The 18484-nt window shown below is 49.6% G+C and carries 17 protein-coding genes and 1 tRNA gene; 8 read left to right on the forward strand and 10 right to left on the reverse strand.

The features are described 5' to 3' along the window. Positions 1–55: 55 nt before the first annotated feature. From wrbA to ACO0LC_RS06165, 3 genes are read left to right on the forward strand one after another with little or no spacing between them, the layout of a single operon-like run. On the forward strand, positions 56–667 hold the full coding sequence (wrbA, locus tag ACO0LC_RS06155) for an NAD(P)H:quinone oxidoreductase (RefSeq protein WP_423001680.1): 612 nt from the start codon (positions 56–58) through the stop codon (positions 665–667). Further along, positions 664–1056, forward strand: a complete 393-nt coding sequence (locus ACO0LC_RS06160) for a DUF2069 domain-containing protein (protein WP_423001682.1) — start codon at positions 664–666, stop codon at positions 1054–1056. The genes wrbA and ACO0LC_RS06160 overlap by 4 nt, the downstream gene beginning before the upstream one ends. A gap of 16 nt (positions 1057–1072) precedes the next feature. Beyond that, the gene (locus ACO0LC_RS06165) at positions 1073–2500 is read left to right on the forward strand and encodes an FAD-binding oxidoreductase (protein WP_423001684.1); all 1428 of its coding nucleotides are present in this window, start codon (positions 1073–1075) and stop codon (positions 2498–2500) included. Here ACO0LC_RS06165 and ACO0LC_RS06170 read toward each other — a convergent pair. Both ACO0LC_RS06170 and ACO0LC_RS06175 read right to left on the reverse strand, forming a co-directional pair. Continuing rightward, positions 2495–4117, reverse strand: a complete 1623-nt coding sequence (locus ACO0LC_RS06170) for a methyl-accepting chemotaxis protein (RefSeq protein ID WP_423001686.1) — start codon at positions 4115–4117, stop codon at positions 2495–2497. The genes ACO0LC_RS06165 and ACO0LC_RS06170 overlap by 6 nt on opposite strands. 370 nt (positions 4118–4487) lie before the next feature. Next, on the reverse strand, positions 4488–5567 hold the full coding sequence (locus ACO0LC_RS06175) for a metallophosphoesterase (RefSeq protein WP_423001688.1): 1080 nt from the start codon (positions 5565–5567) through the stop codon (positions 4488–4490). 136 nt (positions 5568–5703) lie between these two features. Here ACO0LC_RS06175 and ACO0LC_RS06180 point away from each other — a divergent pair, with 136 nt between their 5' ends. Then, complete coding sequence (locus ACO0LC_RS06180) at positions 5704–6603, forward strand: WYL domain-containing protein (RefSeq protein WP_423001690.1); 900 nt, start codon at positions 5704–5706, stop codon at positions 6601–6603. A gap of 130 nt (positions 6604–6733) precedes the next feature. Here the strand turns inward: ACO0LC_RS06180 and ACO0LC_RS06185 are convergent, their stop codons facing one another. Together ACO0LC_RS06185 and ACO0LC_RS06190 are read right to left on the reverse strand one after the other, a co-directional pair. Next, a complete protein-coding gene (locus ACO0LC_RS06185; protein ID WP_423001692.1) occupies positions 6734–7165 on the reverse strand; it encodes a hypothetical protein in 432 nt (143 codons plus the stop codon). A 24-nt stretch (positions 7166–7189) separates the two neighbouring features. Continuing rightward, the gene (locus ACO0LC_RS06190; protein ID WP_423001694.1) at positions 7190–7870 is read right to left on the reverse strand and encodes a tetratricopeptide repeat protein; all 681 of its coding nucleotides are present in this window, start codon (positions 7868–7870) and stop codon (positions 7190–7192) included. Positions 7871–8300: 430 nt separating this feature from the next. On the opposite strand from ACO0LC_RS06190, the gene ACO0LC_RS06195 reads away from it, so the two are divergent. After that, the gene (locus ACO0LC_RS06195) at positions 8301–9206 is read left to right on the forward strand and encodes a hypothetical protein (protein ID WP_423001696.1); all 906 of its coding nucleotides are present in this window, start codon (positions 8301–8303) and stop codon (positions 9204–9206) included. A 49-nt stretch (positions 9207–9255) separates the two neighbouring features. Here ACO0LC_RS06195 and ACO0LC_RS06200 read toward each other — a convergent pair whose 3' ends face one another. Continuing rightward, positions 9256–10437, reverse strand: a complete 1182-nt coding sequence (locus ACO0LC_RS06200; RefSeq protein WP_423001698.1) for a serine hydrolase domain-containing protein — start codon at positions 10435–10437, stop codon at positions 9256–9258. 428 nt (positions 10438–10865) lie between these two features. Here ACO0LC_RS06200 and ACO0LC_RS06205 point away from each other — a divergent pair, with 428 nt between their 5' ends. Then, complete coding sequence (locus tag ACO0LC_RS06205) at positions 10866–11168, forward strand: hypothetical protein (RefSeq protein ID WP_423001700.1); 303 nt, start codon at positions 10866–10868, stop codon at positions 11166–11168. A 76-nt stretch (positions 11169–11244) separates the two neighbouring features. Continuing rightward, positions 11245–12456, forward strand: a complete 1212-nt coding sequence (locus ACO0LC_RS06210; protein WP_423001702.1) for a pyridoxal phosphate-dependent decarboxylase family protein — start codon at positions 11245–11247, stop codon at positions 12454–12456. Between the two features lie 302 nt (positions 12457–12758). On the opposite strand, the gene ACO0LC_RS06215 is transcribed toward ACO0LC_RS06210, so the two are convergent. The 5 genes from ACO0LC_RS06215 to ACO0LC_RS06235 form a co-directional block, all read right to left on the reverse strand. Continuing rightward, positions 12759–12835 (reverse strand) — tRNA-Arg (locus ACO0LC_RS06215). A gap of 112 nt (positions 12836–12947) precedes the next feature. Continuing rightward, positions 12948–14294 carry a phosphoglucosamine mutase gene (gene glmM, locus ACO0LC_RS06220; RefSeq protein WP_423001704.1) on the reverse strand — a complete coding sequence of 449 codons (1347 nt, stop codon included), beginning with the start codon at positions 14292–14294 and terminating at the stop codon, positions 12948–12950. A 14-nt stretch (positions 14295–14308) separates the two neighbouring features. Next, entirely contained in the window at positions 14309–15148 is an 840-nt protein-coding gene (gene folP, locus ACO0LC_RS06225) for a dihydropteroate synthase (RefSeq protein WP_423001706.1), read from the reverse strand. An 85-nt stretch (positions 15149–15233) separates the two neighbouring features. Beyond that, a complete protein-coding gene (gene ftsH, locus ACO0LC_RS06230; protein WP_423001708.1) occupies positions 15234–17123 on the reverse strand; it encodes an ATP-dependent zinc metalloprotease FtsH in 1890 nt (629 codons plus the stop codon). A gap of 123 nt (positions 17124–17246) precedes the next feature. Beyond that, positions 17247–17891 carry an RlmE family RNA methyltransferase gene (locus tag ACO0LC_RS06235; protein ID WP_423001711.1) on the reverse strand — a complete coding sequence of 215 codons (645 nt, stop codon included), beginning with the start codon at positions 17889–17891 and terminating at the stop codon, positions 17247–17249. Positions 17892–17923: 32 nt separating this feature from the next. On the opposite strand from ACO0LC_RS06235, the gene ACO0LC_RS06240 reads away from it, so the two are divergent. After that, positions 17924–18400, forward strand: a complete 477-nt coding sequence (locus ACO0LC_RS06240) for a YhbY family RNA-binding protein (RefSeq protein ID WP_110253841.1) — start codon at positions 17924–17926, stop codon at positions 18398–18400. Positions 18401–18484: the final 84 nt, after the last annotated feature.

An 18484-nucleotide genomic window follows, 5' to 3' on the forward strand; every position in this document is an offset into this window, starting at 1 on the left:
ATAAATGCCTCGATTTTAACCAGAGACCAGGAAAAAAGACTTCTATAATACAAGCATGACTACACAAGAACTCACGATTTTAGTTTTATTTTACTCACGACATGGCAATACCAGAAAAATGGCAGAATTTATTGCCCAGGGTATAGAAAGCGTACCTGGTTGCAATGCCCGCCTGCGCACCGTGCCTGCCGTTTCCACCGTGGCAGAAGCAACCGCATCTGAGGTCCCGTCCGAAGGTGCGCCCTATGTGGAACTGTCTGACCTCAAGGACTGTGCCGGACTGGCGATGGGCTCCCCTACCCGTTTTGGCAATATGGCTGCTGCCCTGAAGTATTTTCTGGATGGTACGGCAGCCGACTGGCTATCCGGCACCCTGACGGGCAAACCAGCCTGTGTCTTCACCTCCACCGGCAGCATGCATGGTGGCCAGGAATCGACTCTACTGAGCATGATGCTGCCCCTCATGCATCACGGCATGTTGATGCTGGGCTTGCCCTATAGCCAGCCTGAACTGATGACCACCAAAACCGGTGGCAGCCCTTATGGCGCAACCCATTGGGCAGGCCAGGATGGGGCGCAAGCTATCTCTGAAGACAGCCGCAAACTGGCAATCGCCCTGGGCAAACGCCTGGCAGAAACCAGCAAAAAATTGCAGGCTATGGCATGAGTAGCGCGACACCAGAAAAAAAATACTATCTGCTGGCCTCTGCCAGCTTGATCGCCTTGCTTGTGCTGTGCATAGCCTGGGAATGGTTGCTGGCACCGCTGCGCCTGGGCGGCTCCTGGATGGTACTCAAGGCCCTGCCCTTGCTGATCCCCTTGCGCGGTGTACTCAAGCGTGACAACTACACCATGCAATGGTCGTCCATGCTGATCTGGCTATATTTTACAGAAGGCATAGTCAGGGCTTATAGTGACCGCACAGCTTTGTCCATGGCCCTGGCATATGTAGAAGTTGCGTTGTCCATGCTTTTCTTTTTGAGCATTATACTGTATCTGCGTCCCTTGAAAAAAGCTGCGAAGGCATTGGCAAAAGCAAAAGCGGCCGCGGAATGAGATTGTAGGCGACATCATGACATCCGATTTTCTTGCTGCCTGTAGCGCTGTCGTAGGCAGTGACTTTGTCCTGACCAAAGAATCAGAGCAATATCCCTATCTGACGGACTGGCGTCAGCGTTATCTGGGAAAGGCGATTGCGGTGCTGTTACCACAATCGACAGAAGAAGTGGCACGACTGGTACAACTCTGCGCCTTGCATCAAATCGCCGGCGTGCCCCAGGGAGGCAATACTGGCCTGGTGTTGGGCAGCATACCTGACCAGTCTGGCACCGCCGTCGTCATTTCTCTCAAGCGCATGAATCGTGTGCTGGCCGTGGATGTCAGCAATAACACCATGACAGTAGAAGCAGGTTGCCTGCTGGCCGACGTACAGACGGCAGCCGCTGCACAGGATAGATTATTTCCCTTGTCGCTGGCCTCTGAAGGCAGTTGCACCATAGGTGGCAACCTGTCGACCAATGCTGGCGGCACGGCAGTACTACGTTATGGCAATACCAGGGAATTATGCCTGGGGCTGGAAGTCGTCACTGCCCAGGGCGAAGTCTGGAATGGCTTGCGTAGTTTGCGCAAGGATAATACTGGCTATGATTTACGTGACCTGTTCATAGGCGCAGAAGGCACGCTGGGCATCATCACTGCAGCCGTGCTGAAATTATTTCCACAGCCGCGCGCACAAATTACCGCATTCGCAGCACTCGATAATGCCGATGCTGCCCTGGACTTACTCAGGCTATGCCAGCACGCGCTGGGACCGACGTTGACAGCATTTGAATTGATCTCTGACTTCAGCCTGCAACTGGTGTTAAAACATTTTCCGCAATTGCAACACCCGTTTGAAGGCAATCATCCCTCTCATCCCTCCCCTCCGTATTATGCCTTGCTGGAAATGTCGGATCATGAATCAGAAACCCATGCCATCGCATTGATGGAGCAAGTACTGGAACAGGCGATCAATGATGGCCAAGCAGCAAATGCTGTCTGCGCCACATCCATCAGTCAATCCCAGTCTTTATGGAAGCTGCGCGAATCTATTTCCGAAGCACAGGCCAGGGAAGGCAAGAATATCAAGCATGATATCTCCATCCCGGTGTCGAAAATCCCCCAATTCATCCACGTCACTGATGCAGAATTAGCAGCCGCATTTCCGGGCTGCCAGATCGTCTGCTTTGGTCACATGGGGGATGGCAATTTGCATTACAACGTCTCAGCCCCAGCGGGTAGCAGCGATGCTGATTTCATCTTGCAACAGCCTGCCATCAACCGCATCGTCCATGACCAGGTGCACCAGTTCAAAGGATCGATTTCTGCTGAACACGGTTTAGGCATGTTGAAGCGGGATGAAATCAAACTCTATAAATCCGAATTGGAAATGGCGATGATGCGAGCCATCAAGACTGCACTGGACCCGCAAAACCTGATGAACCCTGGCAAGGTCTTATGACCCTCTATTACCCAACTGCCTGGGCGTGAAACGACGCGCTTGCGGGCCAGCATCTGCAGCCTGCATGGTCGATGGCAACTGAAATACGCTGACCGCCTTTGCCAGCGCCACCGCTTGCTCTTCCATGCTTTCTGCCGCTGCGGCTGCCTGCTCTACCAAGGCCGCATTCTGCTGCGTCATTTCATCCATTTGTGTAATCGCCAGGTTCACTTGTTCTATGCCTGAACTTTGTTCCTGGCTGGCGGCCGTGATCTCGCTCATGATGTCGGCTACATGCTGGACACTGGTGACAATCTCATCCATGGTCTTGCCTGCTTCATCGACGAGCTTGCTCCCCTGGTCAACCTTATCTACCGAGTCACTGATGAGGGATTTGATTTCTTTGGCTGCACTGGCACTGCGCTGTGCCAGGTTGCGCACTTCTGCTGCCACGACAGCAAAACCACGCCCCTGCTCACCTGCCCTGGCCGCTTCCACCGCCGCATTCAAGGCCAGGATATTGGTCTGGAAGGCGATGCCATCAATGACGCCTATAATGTCGACAATTTTGCGTGAACTTTCCTTGATCGAACCCATGGTACTGACTACCTGGCCAACCACTGCCCCACCCTTGACCGCTACACCAGAAGCAGAAACCACCAGTTGATTGGCTTGCCTGGCATTGTCGGCATTTTGCCTGACTGTGCTGGTCAACTCTTCCATGGAGCTGGCAGTTTCTTCCAGTGAACTGGCTTGCGATTCTGTCCGGCTCGACAAGTCTGCATTGCCGCTGGCGATTTCTTGCGAGGCGACGGTGATGGTTTCTGTGCCTGTCTTGATCTGGGAAATCGTGTTCAAAAGATTTTCCTGCATCATCTTCAGTGAATGCAGCAAGTCACCAATTTCATCTGTGCCGCTAGCTTCAACTGGTTTGCTCAAATCGCCATTGGCAATCTGGTCTGCAATGATGGCCGAGCGCTTGATCGGCCCGGCGATGGTCCTGGCAATCAGCCAGGCGGCAAGTGAGCCTATGACTATCGTCAAAACACCTATCAGCAGCATACCCAATCTTGCGCTTTTATAATTAGTCAGCGATTCATCATAGGCGGCTTTCATGGCTTTATGCTGTTGCTGTGCCAGTTCACCCAGGGACAACATCCATTTCTCATTGGGGGCATTAAATTCTGTCTGCAATACTGAGGCCGCATCAAAATAATTGCCTTCAGCAACCAGCCCCTTGATCTTGTTGGCAATAGCAAGGACCTGGCGCTTTTGGTCTACCGAGTTTTGCAGGGTATCTTTTCCCTCTTTATCATCAATCAGTTTTTTGGCAGATGCCTCAGAAGCATCATATCCTTCAAGGATTTTTGCCAGTTTTTTGGTTTCGCGCTCAGCCTCAGCCATGTCGCTGGGCGCAGTCATTTTGCGCAATACCAGAGCCAGCGCACGCCCTTGCTCACGCATATCGGTAGCGGCATCCAGGCTGGCGACCTTGGTATTGAAGATATAGTCAGTCGATGCCTGTAGCTGGCTTAACCTGAACAAACCCAGGATGAGCAAGCCGCAAGAAAACAAAATCACCAAACCAAAGCCCACAGCCAGGCGACTGCTAATCTTCAAACGTGATAATTGATTCATACATTTTCCTGGGTATCCGAAAAAGACAAAAGTTGGAATCAGTTCAAGGCAGGAGGATGAAGAAGATAAGGCCTCATCCTCATAACTCTATGCATACTGATTTTTATGTTTTTAATATGAGAAACCTCAGAAAGACCCTGCTGCAAAATGCCATGAATAATGGCACCCCGGTTTTGCTTATCAGGAATTATGATGAAATTCCCAGCGCAATAAGAGGTAATGCTTGTCCAAAGTATAGCCTGAAACAGGGGTAGCGCAAATGAAGCCTTGATGACGAAAAGCAACAGCAACTTGACATCATGGCCCGATTCAAGGGGGGCATTCCATCAAGCTTGAAACCCGGCACAGCGCTGTGAATCAGTGAATCAATTCACTCAACCGTGCTCCCGGCAAGCTGAAACGAATCTGTAGACTGCACATGACCATCATCAAATTGCAAACTACGCTCAGGCCAGCGCAAGGCTGCCAACTTGTAGTGTGTTGAGACTGAGAGCGGATTCTTCTTTCTCGCCGACCATCGTCCACCCACAGAGAAATCCACGCAAAATACATTGCCATACTTGCCATGCCATGAACTGGGTTTGGTATCCTCAAACAAATCGGCATCTCCTTTGCCGACTTGCGCACGGTCAAATGAGGAAAACCGGCGCCAGTAATGCCCGACGATGACAGGCACTTGCGACTCATATTCATTCCACCATGGCACGCGACCGACAAAGCGCCATTTACCACCAGAATAAAAAGTGGAATGCCATTCGCGCTCGACACCTGAAGTCAGCACCCGCAGAGAATTACGCATCTGTATCATCACATCATGCTGCGCATGAGCAGGCATGAAGGGCGGTTCCTGCCTGGGATCTTCCAAGCCCGGGGGATAACTCGCCAACTCCTTCTGCATTGCTGCATTCAATTCTCCAGCCAGCAAATCTGTTTCAGCATTCCAGCGTTCATCATGCTCAATTACGCTGCCTAAAGGTAAATCACGTATTGCTTGTATATGCTCATCTTGCCAGGCTGCATGTACGACACGAACGTCTTCGCGCTCCAGAGCAATGGGCAAGGACAGTAAAAATGCAATGGTAGCGGCCTTCTTCTCCTCAGCCAGGCGCTGGAATGGCGCATACTTGGGTTCATCCTTGGCTTGCCGCTCATTAAAAAACCAGCCCGAACCATCCTTGGCGCTGCCACGCAAGAGATTCATTTCATGGTTGCCCAATACCGCCATCGCCTTGCCGCCCTTGACCAAACGCTCAACCAGGGCCAGCACAGCCGGGCTATCGGGCCCCCTGTCACAAAAATCCCCAACGAAGACCAGCTTGCGCCCCTCCCTGTGGCTACCATCATCCTCATAGCCCAGATGTTTCAAGAGATGGCCAAGCGCTTCATATTCACCATGCACATCACCAATAATGTCGAGCGGCCCCGACGGCAGTTGCTGTATCAGACTCATGACTATCCTTTGCTTTCTCTAGATGCCCAACAATTTGCGCATCAAACACAATCGAATCAATTTGATCTCATATAAATGATAGCATCAAAATGATTCGATGATAAAATGTTTTTTATTAAAGCATTTTCTCAAAACCATGCAAAACAGCCAACTCACTGAATTACCCGCCGCCCAGCGCGAACGCCTGGCCTTCATCGAATTTCGCCTTTGGTTTTTAGGTAAAGTGACGCGCAAGGATGTGATGGAACGATTTGGCATCGCCTCGGCCGCTGGTACCCGCGACCTGGTGCTCTACAAAGAACTGGCACCAAACAATGCCACCTATGAAGGCAAGATGTATCACTATCGCGACAGTTTCCTGCCCTTGTTCCAGCACCAGGCTGAGAGAGTCATGTCAGCACTGTGCTCAGGCTTTGGCGATGGTGAAGCCAGCATAGGTCAGAATTTGCTGGCTCACGATGTGCCAGCCCGGTTAAACCAGCCCAAGCTGGCAGACCTGGCAACAGTGACCCGCGCCATCCACGGGCAATATACACTGACCCTGAGCTACCACTCCATGAAGACCGGCCTGTCACCAAGGGAAATCGTCCCCCTGGCCCTGGTAGATTCCGGCCTGCGCTGGCATGTGCGCGCCTACGACAGAAACAAACAAGAATTCCGCGACCTGGTTCTGACACGCATGGAAAATATCAGCCCCATCAAAAATGAAGATGCACGCCACGCCGTGCAAGAACATGAACAACTGATAGCCGACGAACAATGGCAGCTCATGGTGAACATAGAACTGCACCCCCACCCTGCCCACCCTCACCCCAGCTCCATCATGCGCGACTACGGCATGAAAAACGGTAAACTGGAAGTTAAACTGCGGGCGGCAGTGGCTGGCTATGTGCTGCGTCAATGGCAAGTCGATTGCTCGCCAGAAGCTCAATTGGATAAAGCCAGCTACAGATTAAAACTGGCGAACATCAGCGTGCTAGACAAGGTAAAAAATGCTGTACTGGCCCCAGGATATCTACCAACTAAAAATGCATGACACTAAGCGTCACCTCTATAGCATGGCCTATTTTCTTGGACAAACACCATTCATCACGGCATTCTGGCCTATAGCAGGCTGCTAAAAATTTTTTACGCAAAATTGCCAATTCCGTCGAAAACTACCTTTATCAACCCGAAGCAGCCCTCGCATCAATTTCAAAGGCAATGCCATATTTCTTGCCATTTGTAATGACACTATCACGACCAAAATCTTGCGCACTATCCACAAACAATAAATTTTTCTTAAAATCAGCAATACTTTTTTCATCAAAAAGTATATCCACAAAAAAATCTGTTTGATTAAAAAAAAACCGGGAATCATGCAAGAAAAATGTAAACACCCGATGACGATCAAAACTCACTTCATCCATCAACCAATAGCGCACTCCCAAAATGACGCCGCATGCATCCCGAATATAGTCAACAAAAACGCCGCCAAGCTCCACATTCCTGGTAAGAGTCCAACTATCTTGATTGATTAAATAAAGGTCAGTAGATAGAGATTGAAAGTCCTGACTATTCTTGTCAGGTATCAACAGATGGATCTTTGAAACAGTCATTTAAAACTCTCGCAGCTTTTTTTATTAATGAACCTTGTGAATGATTTTTCGCATTGCTAATGCCAACTTCAGCGCTTCATCTAATTTTTTCATACCATTCAAAGCATTTATAGCCAATTCATAGTTGGGCGTAATTTGTATCGCCTCTTCAAAGCAAATACTCGCTTTTCTATAATCCCCCTTAGCCCGATAAGCCAGACCTAGATTGTATAGCGCCTCATCTTTATGATTATGTTCACCAAGCTGCGCAGTTTCAAAGCAGGTGATTGCCTCATCAAATTCACCCAGGCAAACTAAATTTTCACCTCTCAAGACCCAGGGCCAACCAGATTCAGCACCTAAATATGTACAGCCCATTTCAAACCAAGCCAACGCCTCTCCAGGAGATCGATACTCTTTGATCAGCACCGCAATTTGCATGGCAATGTAGCCTTTATAATTTTCTGGTGCAAGCTCGTAAGCCCGCGTCAAGGCGGCCAGACCATCCTTATGCCTGCCAAGCTCTCGTAAGGCAACGCCATAAAGCCCCCAGGCTCTGGCATGCTCTGCTTTACACGCGAGATATATTTCCAGCAATTCCACAACATGAGCTTCATGTCCAGAAATTTCAGACGCTACTTCAGCACGATGAAAAATTTCATCCAAAAGCTTTAAGTCAATTTTTTTCATAAAAAATTTTTCATTCATGCCAAGGGAAGTTTTCAAGAATTTTCATCAATTTCAGAATAGGTAAGTAATCGCAAATCTAGCTTGAATTTTTGCTTACCGGTATTGGCTGCAACCCCTGCGTAAAATATACGACGGCCTTACTGACGATATCACGCTGCAACTTCCAGGTGATCCTTCCCTGATAAACGAGGAAGTACTAATGCAAACTCAAAACGTCACGAGTTACCGATTCGTAAATTAATTTACCTTGATTATGAAGAGGAGACAAATATTTTAAAACCTCATTATTTATGTTTGCCGTCGATACGCTGATGGCAAGCAAATTTTTTGAAGACTTATATGAATGCCACACCGTCGTACGATACTATATCTAACGACCCGCCAAACGCTTTTAACGAAATCGCAGCCAATCATTTCAATTAATATCTTGTTTATGAAAATACTTAACAGACCCTATCAACGAAGGATGGCAGTAGCTGTCCTGGCTGCCTGTCTGGTCGCTTGCAGCAAACCGCAAGGCGTCGCGAGCCTGGACGCCAATGCCATGACCAAATTTGTCTTCCCGCTTTGGACTGAGCAGGGCAGCATAGACCATCCGCAGATCAAGATAGATAAGAAGGACAAAGCAGATCAGCCTATGCCAGTCTCACTGCGGCCCATGCAGGTCGTGCGCCTGTCTGATGACAGTGCCGTGTTGCTGGTCGCCGCCGAACCGATAGAAGCTGGCCACCCAACGCCAGGCATACTCGGTGCCTACTGGTTCAAACGCAAAGCTGACGTATGGCAGTTGGAAAAACGCGATGATCAAGTTGCCTGGCTAGGCGCGTTTGGTCATTTTGGCGCGCATCACCTGCAAGAAGTATCACCAGGACAGCAAGTGCTGGCAGTGGACTGGAGCAATTCCGGCATGGGGCAAGAGATGCTGGCCATGGCCTTGTTCAAGCTCGACGCGCAAGGTATCAGCCCCATGCTCAAAGACAATGACGTGTTGCTTGACATGAGCACCGCCAACAGCAATGGCTGCGAAGAACGCATGCGCCAGCCCATAGGGAAAAAACAGCGCGTACGCCTCAATGACATGGATACAGAGAATCCGCCACGACAATGCTTTGAACTCAAAAGCAAATGGAGCATCGCCAAGGGCAAGAATGGGCCAGGCAATTTGCTCATCGACGGCAGCGCAAAAATCTATAGCCATAAAGAAATTGGCAAGGATGGCGACCCCAATAGCGATAACGATGGTGACACCTTCACCAGCTTTGAACTGTCCGCCCAGCAGCTTCATGGCAAACAGGAATACCGCTACGATGCCGCCAGTGGACTGTACAAGAAAATCAGTGGCAAGGATCTGGTGCCGGACTGGGCGAGATGATCTTGCCAGGGCAGCCCAGGGATATCTGCGTATCCCTGGGTCTGAAAAATTATTTGGTATTGAGAGGACTCATCAAAGAGGCAATAAAGCTGTCTACAGTCGGGATGATGCTCGTATCATAGCAATTGCAGGTCACCGCAATCGCCACATTTTTGCTCGGAATGAGGTAGGTAGCGGAGTAATAGGTTAGCTCGGTGCCATTGTGAGTACTGATGTTACCGAGTTGCGGTAAATTGACCACGCCCCAGCCCAGGCCGTATTCATCAATCGGCGTGTGCAGCGCAATGAAGCTGGCTTTGCTGAGATAGCTGCTTTGTCCTTGCAGGCCGCGCAGATTTTCACGCAAGAAAATACCATAATCGGCCAGGGTCAGGGTCATGCCGCCTGCGGCATTGATGAAATAGGCATAACGTGGGTCGTATACCGGTGCGGTAACTTTCCAGCTGCCTGACACCAGGGTATGGCCGACATTATTATTGGGGCCCTTATCTTCAGGGAAGCCCAAATAAGCCTTCATGGCGAGCGGCCCGAACAATTCTTTTTGCATCAGGCTTTCATAGCTGTCGCCACCCACCGTTTCTGCCATCAGGCCCGCCAGGGTATAGCCGATATTGGAATATTGCATCTTGCTGTTGGGCGTAAATTCGGGCGCATCCTGTAGCATCAGTCCCACTAGTGCGCGCCGGTCGGCCACTGAATTACCAGTCAATAAAGGTATCGCCTTGGCAGCGGTGGCGTCATTGATTTCACGCGGCAAGCCTGAGCGGTGGTGCAGTATCTGTTCCAGGGTGACAGTTAAAAATTCAGGTCGCATCTGTGTGCGCCATTCTGGAAAAATTTCTGCTACGGTACTATCCCAGCGTATCTTTTTTTGCTCGACCAGACGGGCGATCATGGTCGATGTGGCTGCCTTGGTCAGCGAACCCATCTGGAAATAATCAGTGGCCAGCACAGTCTTGCTGGTATTGATTTCACGCACGCCACTGACGACGGTTTCTATTTTGTCCTGATTGACTATCGTCACCGACAGGCCAGGGTAACCACTGTCTTTACGAAATCTATCGACTTCTGCCTGCAGGGCCGCCCCGGTCAATATCAGCGGTGTCTGCACCACTACCGCAGGCGTGGTAGTAGTAGCACTACTGGAATTATTACTACTGCCACCACCGCAAGCAGCCAGCAACATCGCAGCGCTGGCCAGGGTGATCAGGGTCTTAAAATGCATAGTCATTTTTTCATCCATGTTTGCATATAGTTAATGCCACGCTCGGCAACTCTGCGCAGCAAGCCGGTTGTTGTATTCCACCACCGCTCAATTAATAAGCAGCCTGCGGCGCACGCAGTATCCCTATTTCTTTTCAAATAAACCATGGATGGATGGGAGGTATAGCTTTGTTGAACTTGCGGTATTGTCGGGGGAGACCTGGGTGGGTCTGCGACTATCTTTGCACATTGCAGACGATAGCGAGCTTAATGGCGAGGGTCAAAAACGCATGTCAATACTCACGGCGATACCCTCACAACCGTCATTCCAGCGGTTTTTAGCGAGGATCCAGCGCAAGCCGTTACAGTATTACTGCCAAAGTGCATCAATCCCCCCAAAAGAAGAGGTCAAAGAAGGGGCCAGGTTTTGCACTACGACAATTCTACTCCTAGAAAATGTATGAATGTAAGCGTAGTAATCGGCTCACGGTCGAAATCAAATCGCTGAGCGACTGGCTGGTATTTTTTTGGGAAATGGAGCAAAGCAGCACACTGCATAATAAAAACGAAGAAAATCAAAAAATACACAAAATAGTAAAAAAAAAGCGGCTTTATCTTGAGACAGCCCTTTGGGCAACGATATCAAGCGGAGTGTTGAATACATGGGTCTTTAATTTTGCAACTACGGGTATGCAAAGTACGCAAAGAAGACTGGCGCACTCTATCCTGATGCAATTTAAACAGGGAATCGGACATTAGGATAGGATGTAGCGCAGACTGGCAATTAGCTACTGCTAACAAATTGAATATAATCATTAAAAGGATTTATGCCTGTATGGACAAGGACTTCAACGCAGATCATGCTGGACTTCAAAGAGCACTCAAGCTGTTAATTGAAAGTGAACGGTTGGCTCCCAATCAGGCTAATTGGCCTGACGCTTGGCCACAAACAGGACTCGGTTCAGAAGCTACGCTCGAATTACTTGCCTCCGTAGTACTCAACGGTGCTTCGCACTTGGGTGCCCCTACGGCGTTTGCTCATATGGATCCCCCAACCCCCTGGATCACTTGGGCCGTGACTTTGTGGAACGCCTCGCTCAATCAAAACTTGCTCCATCCCGCAACTGCACCAATAGCGCGGGAGGTTGAGGCGCGTGTCGTGGCGTGGCTGTCGGCGTGTTTTGGCATGAATGGTGGGCATATGACACCTGGTTCGACCGTGTCAAATCTTACCGCCCTTTGGGCAGCTCGCGAGTGCACGGGCGTGAAGGAGGTCGTGGCATCACAGTCCTCTCATTTGTCGATAGCGAAATCTGCTCATTTGCTTGGGATGCGTTATCACGAGATACCCGTTGACTCGGTTGGTGCCATTCAATTCGAAGCGCTACCCGCAGACCTGAGTCAGTCCGCTCTGGTGCTGACCGCAGGCACAACCAGTACTGGTGCACTCGATTCCCTGGACCATGTAGGTCGTGCTGCGTGGACCCACGTGGACGCCGCATGGGCTGCCCCCCTGATGTTCAGTGAACACTATTGCAGCCGGCTTGCTGGCATTGAACGAGCAGATTCGATCTCAATTTCGGCACATAAATTGCTGTTCCAACCAAAGGAATCGGCGCTGGTGCTGTTCCGCGATGCTGCGAAAGCTCATGCTGCTGTCAGCTTTGGTGGCGCGTATCTAGCGACACCAAATGTTGGCGTTCTCGGTTCGCACGGGGCAACAGCCATCCCACTGCTTGCGACTCTCCTTGCGTGGGGACGAGATGGTCTCGCCTCACGCATCGAACACTGCATGGAGCTGGCTAATCGATTCGCGGATTTTGTGGCTAACGACTCTCGAATTGAGCTTCTCTGCCCACCGCAAACTGGCATCGTAGTTTGGCGTCCGTACGACATAGAATCGATTAACCGGCTCTACGATCGATTGCCTGTAGGTTCCACGTCTCAAACGACCATCGGAGGCCAGAGATGGTTACGTAACGTTGCATCCAATCCAAATGCTGACGTCGATACAATTATCAATTCGGTTCTTCAAGCACTGGAGTAACAATCCAGTTACCGTATTTTTGAGGCATCCAGACTTTTTCGGACACTCTTGTTGGTTAAAATAAACGATCAGGAGAAATGACGAAACACAAAAAAAAGACATACGCATCGGAATTGCAGGAAGAAGCCGTGAAACTTGTTTTAGCGCAAGGGCGTGCAGTAAGGCAGCATCAAGGAAATTCTAGATATTGCCATCCAAGCAAATACTATCTACGGATAGGACAAATCGGGTTACCAGTGGTCACATGACGTCAAAAAAGAAAAAGCCCAGATTTTTAATCTGGGCTAAGTCTTGGTATCTATTGGCCTGTCCAGCACGAATCGAACGTGCGACCCCGAGCTTAGAAGGCTCGTGCTCTATCCAACTGAGCTATGGACAGTCTTGTTCATGGCTGGCAAAACTGATGTTTGGCAGCCCAAAAACTGAAGGCTGAATAGTACATGGTATCGCCGCCAGATTCAAGAATGAAAAGCATCTGGCAGCGAATTTACTTAGATTGCCACCGGAATGCAATCTGCCAGGCGGCGTGCGCTGGTGGAGGCGAGTTCTGCGTCTTCTGCTTCGACCATGACACGTACCAGTGGCTCGGTGCCGGAGGCACGTATCAGTACCCTGCCCTTGTCGATGAGTTCTGCTTCTACCTTTTGTTTTTCGGCGACCAGTTTTTCATTTTTTTGCCAGTCAAAACCTGCAGGCACTTTGACGTTCAGCAAAGTTTGCGGGAACAAATGCAATTGGTCGAAGCAGGCATCCAGGCTCTTGCCGTTGCGCCTCAAGGCAGACAAGACTTGCAGGGCTGAGACTATGCCATCGCCTGTTGTATGCTTGTCCAGGCACAGCAGGTGGCCTGAGCCTTCGCCACCGAGCAGCCAGCCGCGCTCATACATTTGTTCCAGCACGTAACGGTCACCCACTTTGGCACGGGCAAAGCCTACGCCGAGTTTTTTGAATGCCAGCTCGACTGCCATATTGGTCATGAGTGTGCCTACCACGCCGTCGACCTTGCCTATGGCCATGCGGTCAAGCACCATCAGGTATAGCAGTTGATCGCCGTTATAGACCTTGCCATGTTTGTCTACCATGAGCAGGCGGTCTGCATCGCCATCCAGGGCTATGCCCAGGTCAGCATGATTGGCACGTACTGCCAGGGCCAGTGCGTCTGGCGCTGTGGCACCAACCTTGTCATTGATATTCAAACCATTGGGCTGATTGCCTATGGAGATGACATCTGCACCAAGTTCATGGAAGACATGAGGGGCGATATCGTAAGCGGCACCATGGGCGCAATCGACGACGATTTTGAGGCCACGCAAATCCAGCTCTGCCGGGAAGGTGCTTTTGCAAAATTCTATATAGCGGCCATTGGCGTCACTGAGGCGTCGTGCTTTGCCCAAGCGCTCTGAGCTGACGCATTGCATGGGGCGCTCAAGTTCTGCCTCTATGGCCAGCTCGACTTCATCAGGCAGCTTATTGCCATTTGCTGAGAAAAATTTGATGCCATTGTCATCATAGGGATTATGCGAGGCAGAGATCACGACACCAGCGGACAGGCGCAAAGCGCGTGTCAGGTAAGCCACGGCTGGTGTTGGTGCTGGGCCGGACAACATGACATCAACACCGGCGGCAGCAAAACCTGCCTCCAGTGAAGCTTCCAGCATATAGCCGGAAATGCGAGTGTCTTTACCTATCAACACGGTAGGTCGTGCGTCGCCAACGACATTGGCTTGTGCCAGCACTTTGCCAGCGGCAAAGCCCAGGCGCATGACAAAATCAGGCGTGATCGGTGCGACACCAACTTTGCCACGTATACCATCTGTACCAAAATATTTTCTGCTCATATTCTTCCTGCGTATCAACGGGACAATGTATCCCAGACTTTGTATGCATCGACAGTTTCTGCAACGTCGTGCACACGAATTATATTTGCGCCCATTTGCTTGGCCAGCAGGGCTGCCGCGATGCTGCCTGCCATACGTTGTGGCGCGGCTTTGCCAGTGATGGCGCCTATCATGGATTTGCGTGAGACACCTACCAGCACGGGCAAGCCCAGCTCTTGCTGCAATTCTGGTAAATGCCTGAACATGGCGACATTATGCGCCTGAGTTTTACCAAAACCAAAACCTGGGTCCAGACAAATACGCTCAGCTTCTATACCTGCCTGTGCAAAGGCGACAAGACGTTCACGTAAAAATGCTGTTACCTCTTGATTGACGTCGGCATACTCCGGGCTGACTTGCATGTCCACTGGCGTATTTTGCATATGCATAGCGCATAGGGCAGCGTCGGCATTTTGTACTGCAGCGATCGCCTCTGGAGAGCGAAATCCCTGAATATCATTGATCATGTCGACGCCTGCCAGCAAGGCTTCACGCATGACTTGCGGCTTGTAGGTATCGATGGATAAAGGTATGCCGCAATCACGTAATGCATAGATGACGGGCATGACGCGACCCAACTCTTCGTCCAGCGGCAAAGGTGCAGAGCCAGGGCGACTGGATTCACCACCAATATCGATGATGTCGGCACCATCTTCTATCATCTGTTCAGCGCGGGCAATGGCACTTTCAAGATGCAGGTATTTGCCACCATCAGAAAAAGAATCAGGTGTGATGTTCAAGACACCCATGACCAGGGTTCTGGATTGCGCTCCGCTTAAAGGAAAGCGATAGCGGCCACATTGGAAATATTTCATTTTTTAAAAAGACGAAGGGTGAGGAATGACCCTCACCCTTGTACAAGAAATTCAAGAATTAATTGTGTGTTTTTTGTACAGCGAATCAGGCTGGTGCAGTCGCACTAGGTGAGACACCGCCAGAAGAATTATCAGACGAAGGACGAATCGTTGCCTGACTTTGCTTTGGTGGACGTGGGTCTACACCATTCATGATGTCATTGACCTGGTCTGCATCGATGGTTTCCCAATCCAGCAATGCCTTGGTCATGACTTCAACCTTGTCACGATTTTCTTCCAGAAGTTTGCGTGCTAAAGCATATTGTGTATCCAGGATGTTGCGAATTTCAGCATCCACTTTTTGTTGCGTCACTTCTGAAATGGTTTTGGAAGAGCCGCCAAAATAACCGTCATTCTGATTATCTTCGTACACCATCACACCCATGCTGTCAGACATACCCCAACGAGTGACCATTGCTCTGGCGAGCTTGGTTGCATGAGAAAAGTCACTTTCTGCACCTGATGACATCTGGCCAACAAAAATCTCTTCAGCAATCCGACCACCAAACAACATCGAAATCTTATCGAGCATTTTATCTTTGTATAGGCTCACAGCATCATGCTCAGGCAACGACAGGGTAACACCCAAAGCAGAACCGCGTGGCATGATCGTAACTTTATGAACTGGGTCAGACGTAGGCAACAATTTTGCCACTACAGCATGACCAGACTCATGGTAAGCCGTAGCTCTGCGCTCTTCTTCACGCATGACCATGGAGCGACGTTCAGGGCCCATGTAGATTTTGTCTTTAGCATCTTCAAAATCTATCATTTCCACCAAACGCTTATTGCGTCTGGCTGCAAACAAGGCTGACTCATTAACCAGATTGGCCAGATCAGCACCAGAGAAGCCTGGTGTACCACGTGCCAGAATGTCAGCTTTTACGTCAGCAGAAATAGGTACCTTGCGCATATGGACGTTAAGAATTTGCTCACGGCCACGAACATCCGGCAAACTCACGGAAACTTGGCGATCAAAACGACCTGGGCGCAACAAGGCTTTATCGAGTACGTCTGCACGGTTAGTCGCAGCAATGACGATGACACCGGAATTGGCTTCAAAACCATCCATTTCAACCAACATCTGGTTCAGGGTCTGTTCGCGCTCATCATTACCTCCGCCCATACCAGCACCGCGATGACGGCCAACAGCATCAATCTCATCGATAAAGATAATGCAGGGAGAGTGTTTTTTAGCATTCTCAAACATGTCGCGGACACGGGAAGCACCGACGCCGACGAACATTTCAACGAAATCAGAACCCGAAATCGTGAAGAATGGTACTTTTGCCTCACCAGCAATAGCGCGTGCCAGCAAAGTTTTGCCAGTACCTGGAGGACCAACCATCAAGACGCCGCGCGGAATACGACCACCAAGTTTCTGGAATTTGGTAGGGTCACGCAGGAAATCAACGATTTCACTGACTTCTTCTTTGGCCTCATCACAACCGGCGACATCAGCAAAGCTGACATTGTTATTGGTGTCATCCAGCATCCTGGCTTTGGATTTACCAAAAGAGAATGCCCCACCCTTGCCCCCGCCCTGCATCTGGCGCATGAAGAATACCCAGACACCTATCAGCAACAACATAGGGAACCAGGAAATGAAAACTTGCGACAGGAAGGATTGTTCTTCAGGTTGTTTGACATCAAACTTGACGCCACTGTCCACCAGATCGCGAATCAGGCCCTTGTCGAGCACTGTAATTTGGGATTTGACTTTGATACCTTCAGAATTAGTCGCCAAGATGGTGCGGTTAGCCTCATCAATGGTAGCATCCTTGATGTGCTTGGATTTAACCTCATCCAAGAATTCGGAATAAGGGATGGACTTGACACCAGCGCCCACGCTTTTTCCATCAAACTGCTTAAAAAGTGTAAAAAGCACCAGGGCAACCACCACCCATATAGCAGCTTTTGAAAACATATTATTCACGAGAACTCCTTGAACGCAGGATGCGCCATTTGATACTGTAAACGTTCATTCTACCCCCATTGGGTAGAGCTTGCTAGCCAGCATATGTTGGCGATATTGATGATTATCAAGAGGTAAATGCAATTATTCGAGGTTTTTCAAGCCTCTGCCAAGCAAAAATATCTCAGAGGACTTGTCTTTACTGGCTTTTGGCTTCTTGTTGAGCACAGTTTTAAACTCATCTTTAAATAGTGTAAAGATGTTGTTATAACTGGGGCCGTGGAAGCATTTCACCAATAAAGCGCCACCTGGCTTGAGATGTGCCTTGGAAAAAGTGACTGCCAATTCGATAATATATTCGACACGGGCAGAGTCAACGGTCGAGTTACCTGACAGATTTGGGGCCATATCAGATAAAACCAAGTCAACTTTGCGCCCCAACAATTTAGATTCCAGTTGATCCAGCACTTCATCTTCACGGAAATCACCCTGTATGAATTGCACATCGGCGATAGGCTCCATAGGCAAAAGATCAAGAGCGAAAATCTCGCCCATGATGCCCCCACCCTCTTTACCTGCCAGCTTATTCCTTACATACTGCGACCAACTGCCTGGCGTTGCACCCAAATCAACAATAATTTGCCCTGGGCGTATCAATTTTTCTGATTCATCTATTTCTTTTAGCTTGTAAACGGCGCGCGCACGATAGCCTTCCTTTTGTGCAAGTTTCACATAAGGATCATTAATATGGTCGTGAACCCAATTTTGATTGAATTTATTCTTTGCCATTCGCGTAAAATACTGCTTTTAAAGGAATTACTATGTTAAAACTTACGCCCGCTGAAAGAAGCGAACTCCGCTCCGAAGCACATGCACTGAAACCTATCGTATTAATCGGTGAAGCTGGCTTGACTCCAGCCGTTATCAAAGAAATTGATGCTGGCCTGAATGCCCATGGCTTGATCAAGGTACGCGTATTTGGCGATGATAGAGAAGCACGTATAGGCATGTACGATACCATCTGCGCCGAGCTAAATGCCGCCCCAGTGCAACATATTGGAAAACTTTTGGTGGTCTACCGTCCAAAACTGGAAGGCACGAAAGAAACCAAACTGGTTAAAAAAGGTAAAGGCATGCGCGAAGTCACTATCGTCAAGCCTAGCCCTAGTGGCACGAAAAAACCGACTGTATCCAAAGTCATGGTTAAAGGTAATGAACGTGTTACCCAAGGCGGCAACATCAAACGCGCCAAACCACGTCAAAGCAGTGCAAAAAAATCATCACTTGCCAATAGCTAAGCCTGAATACCTCTGATATCTGATCAGTACTCAACCCGGCCAAACCAGGCCGGGTAATTATTTCTATCTGAGAATACATCTTCT

It is taken from the genome of Undibacterium sp. JH2W (assembly GCF_049340425.1).
GTDB lineage: Bacteria > Pseudomonadota > Gammaproteobacteria > Burkholderiales > Burkholderiaceae_D > Undibacterium.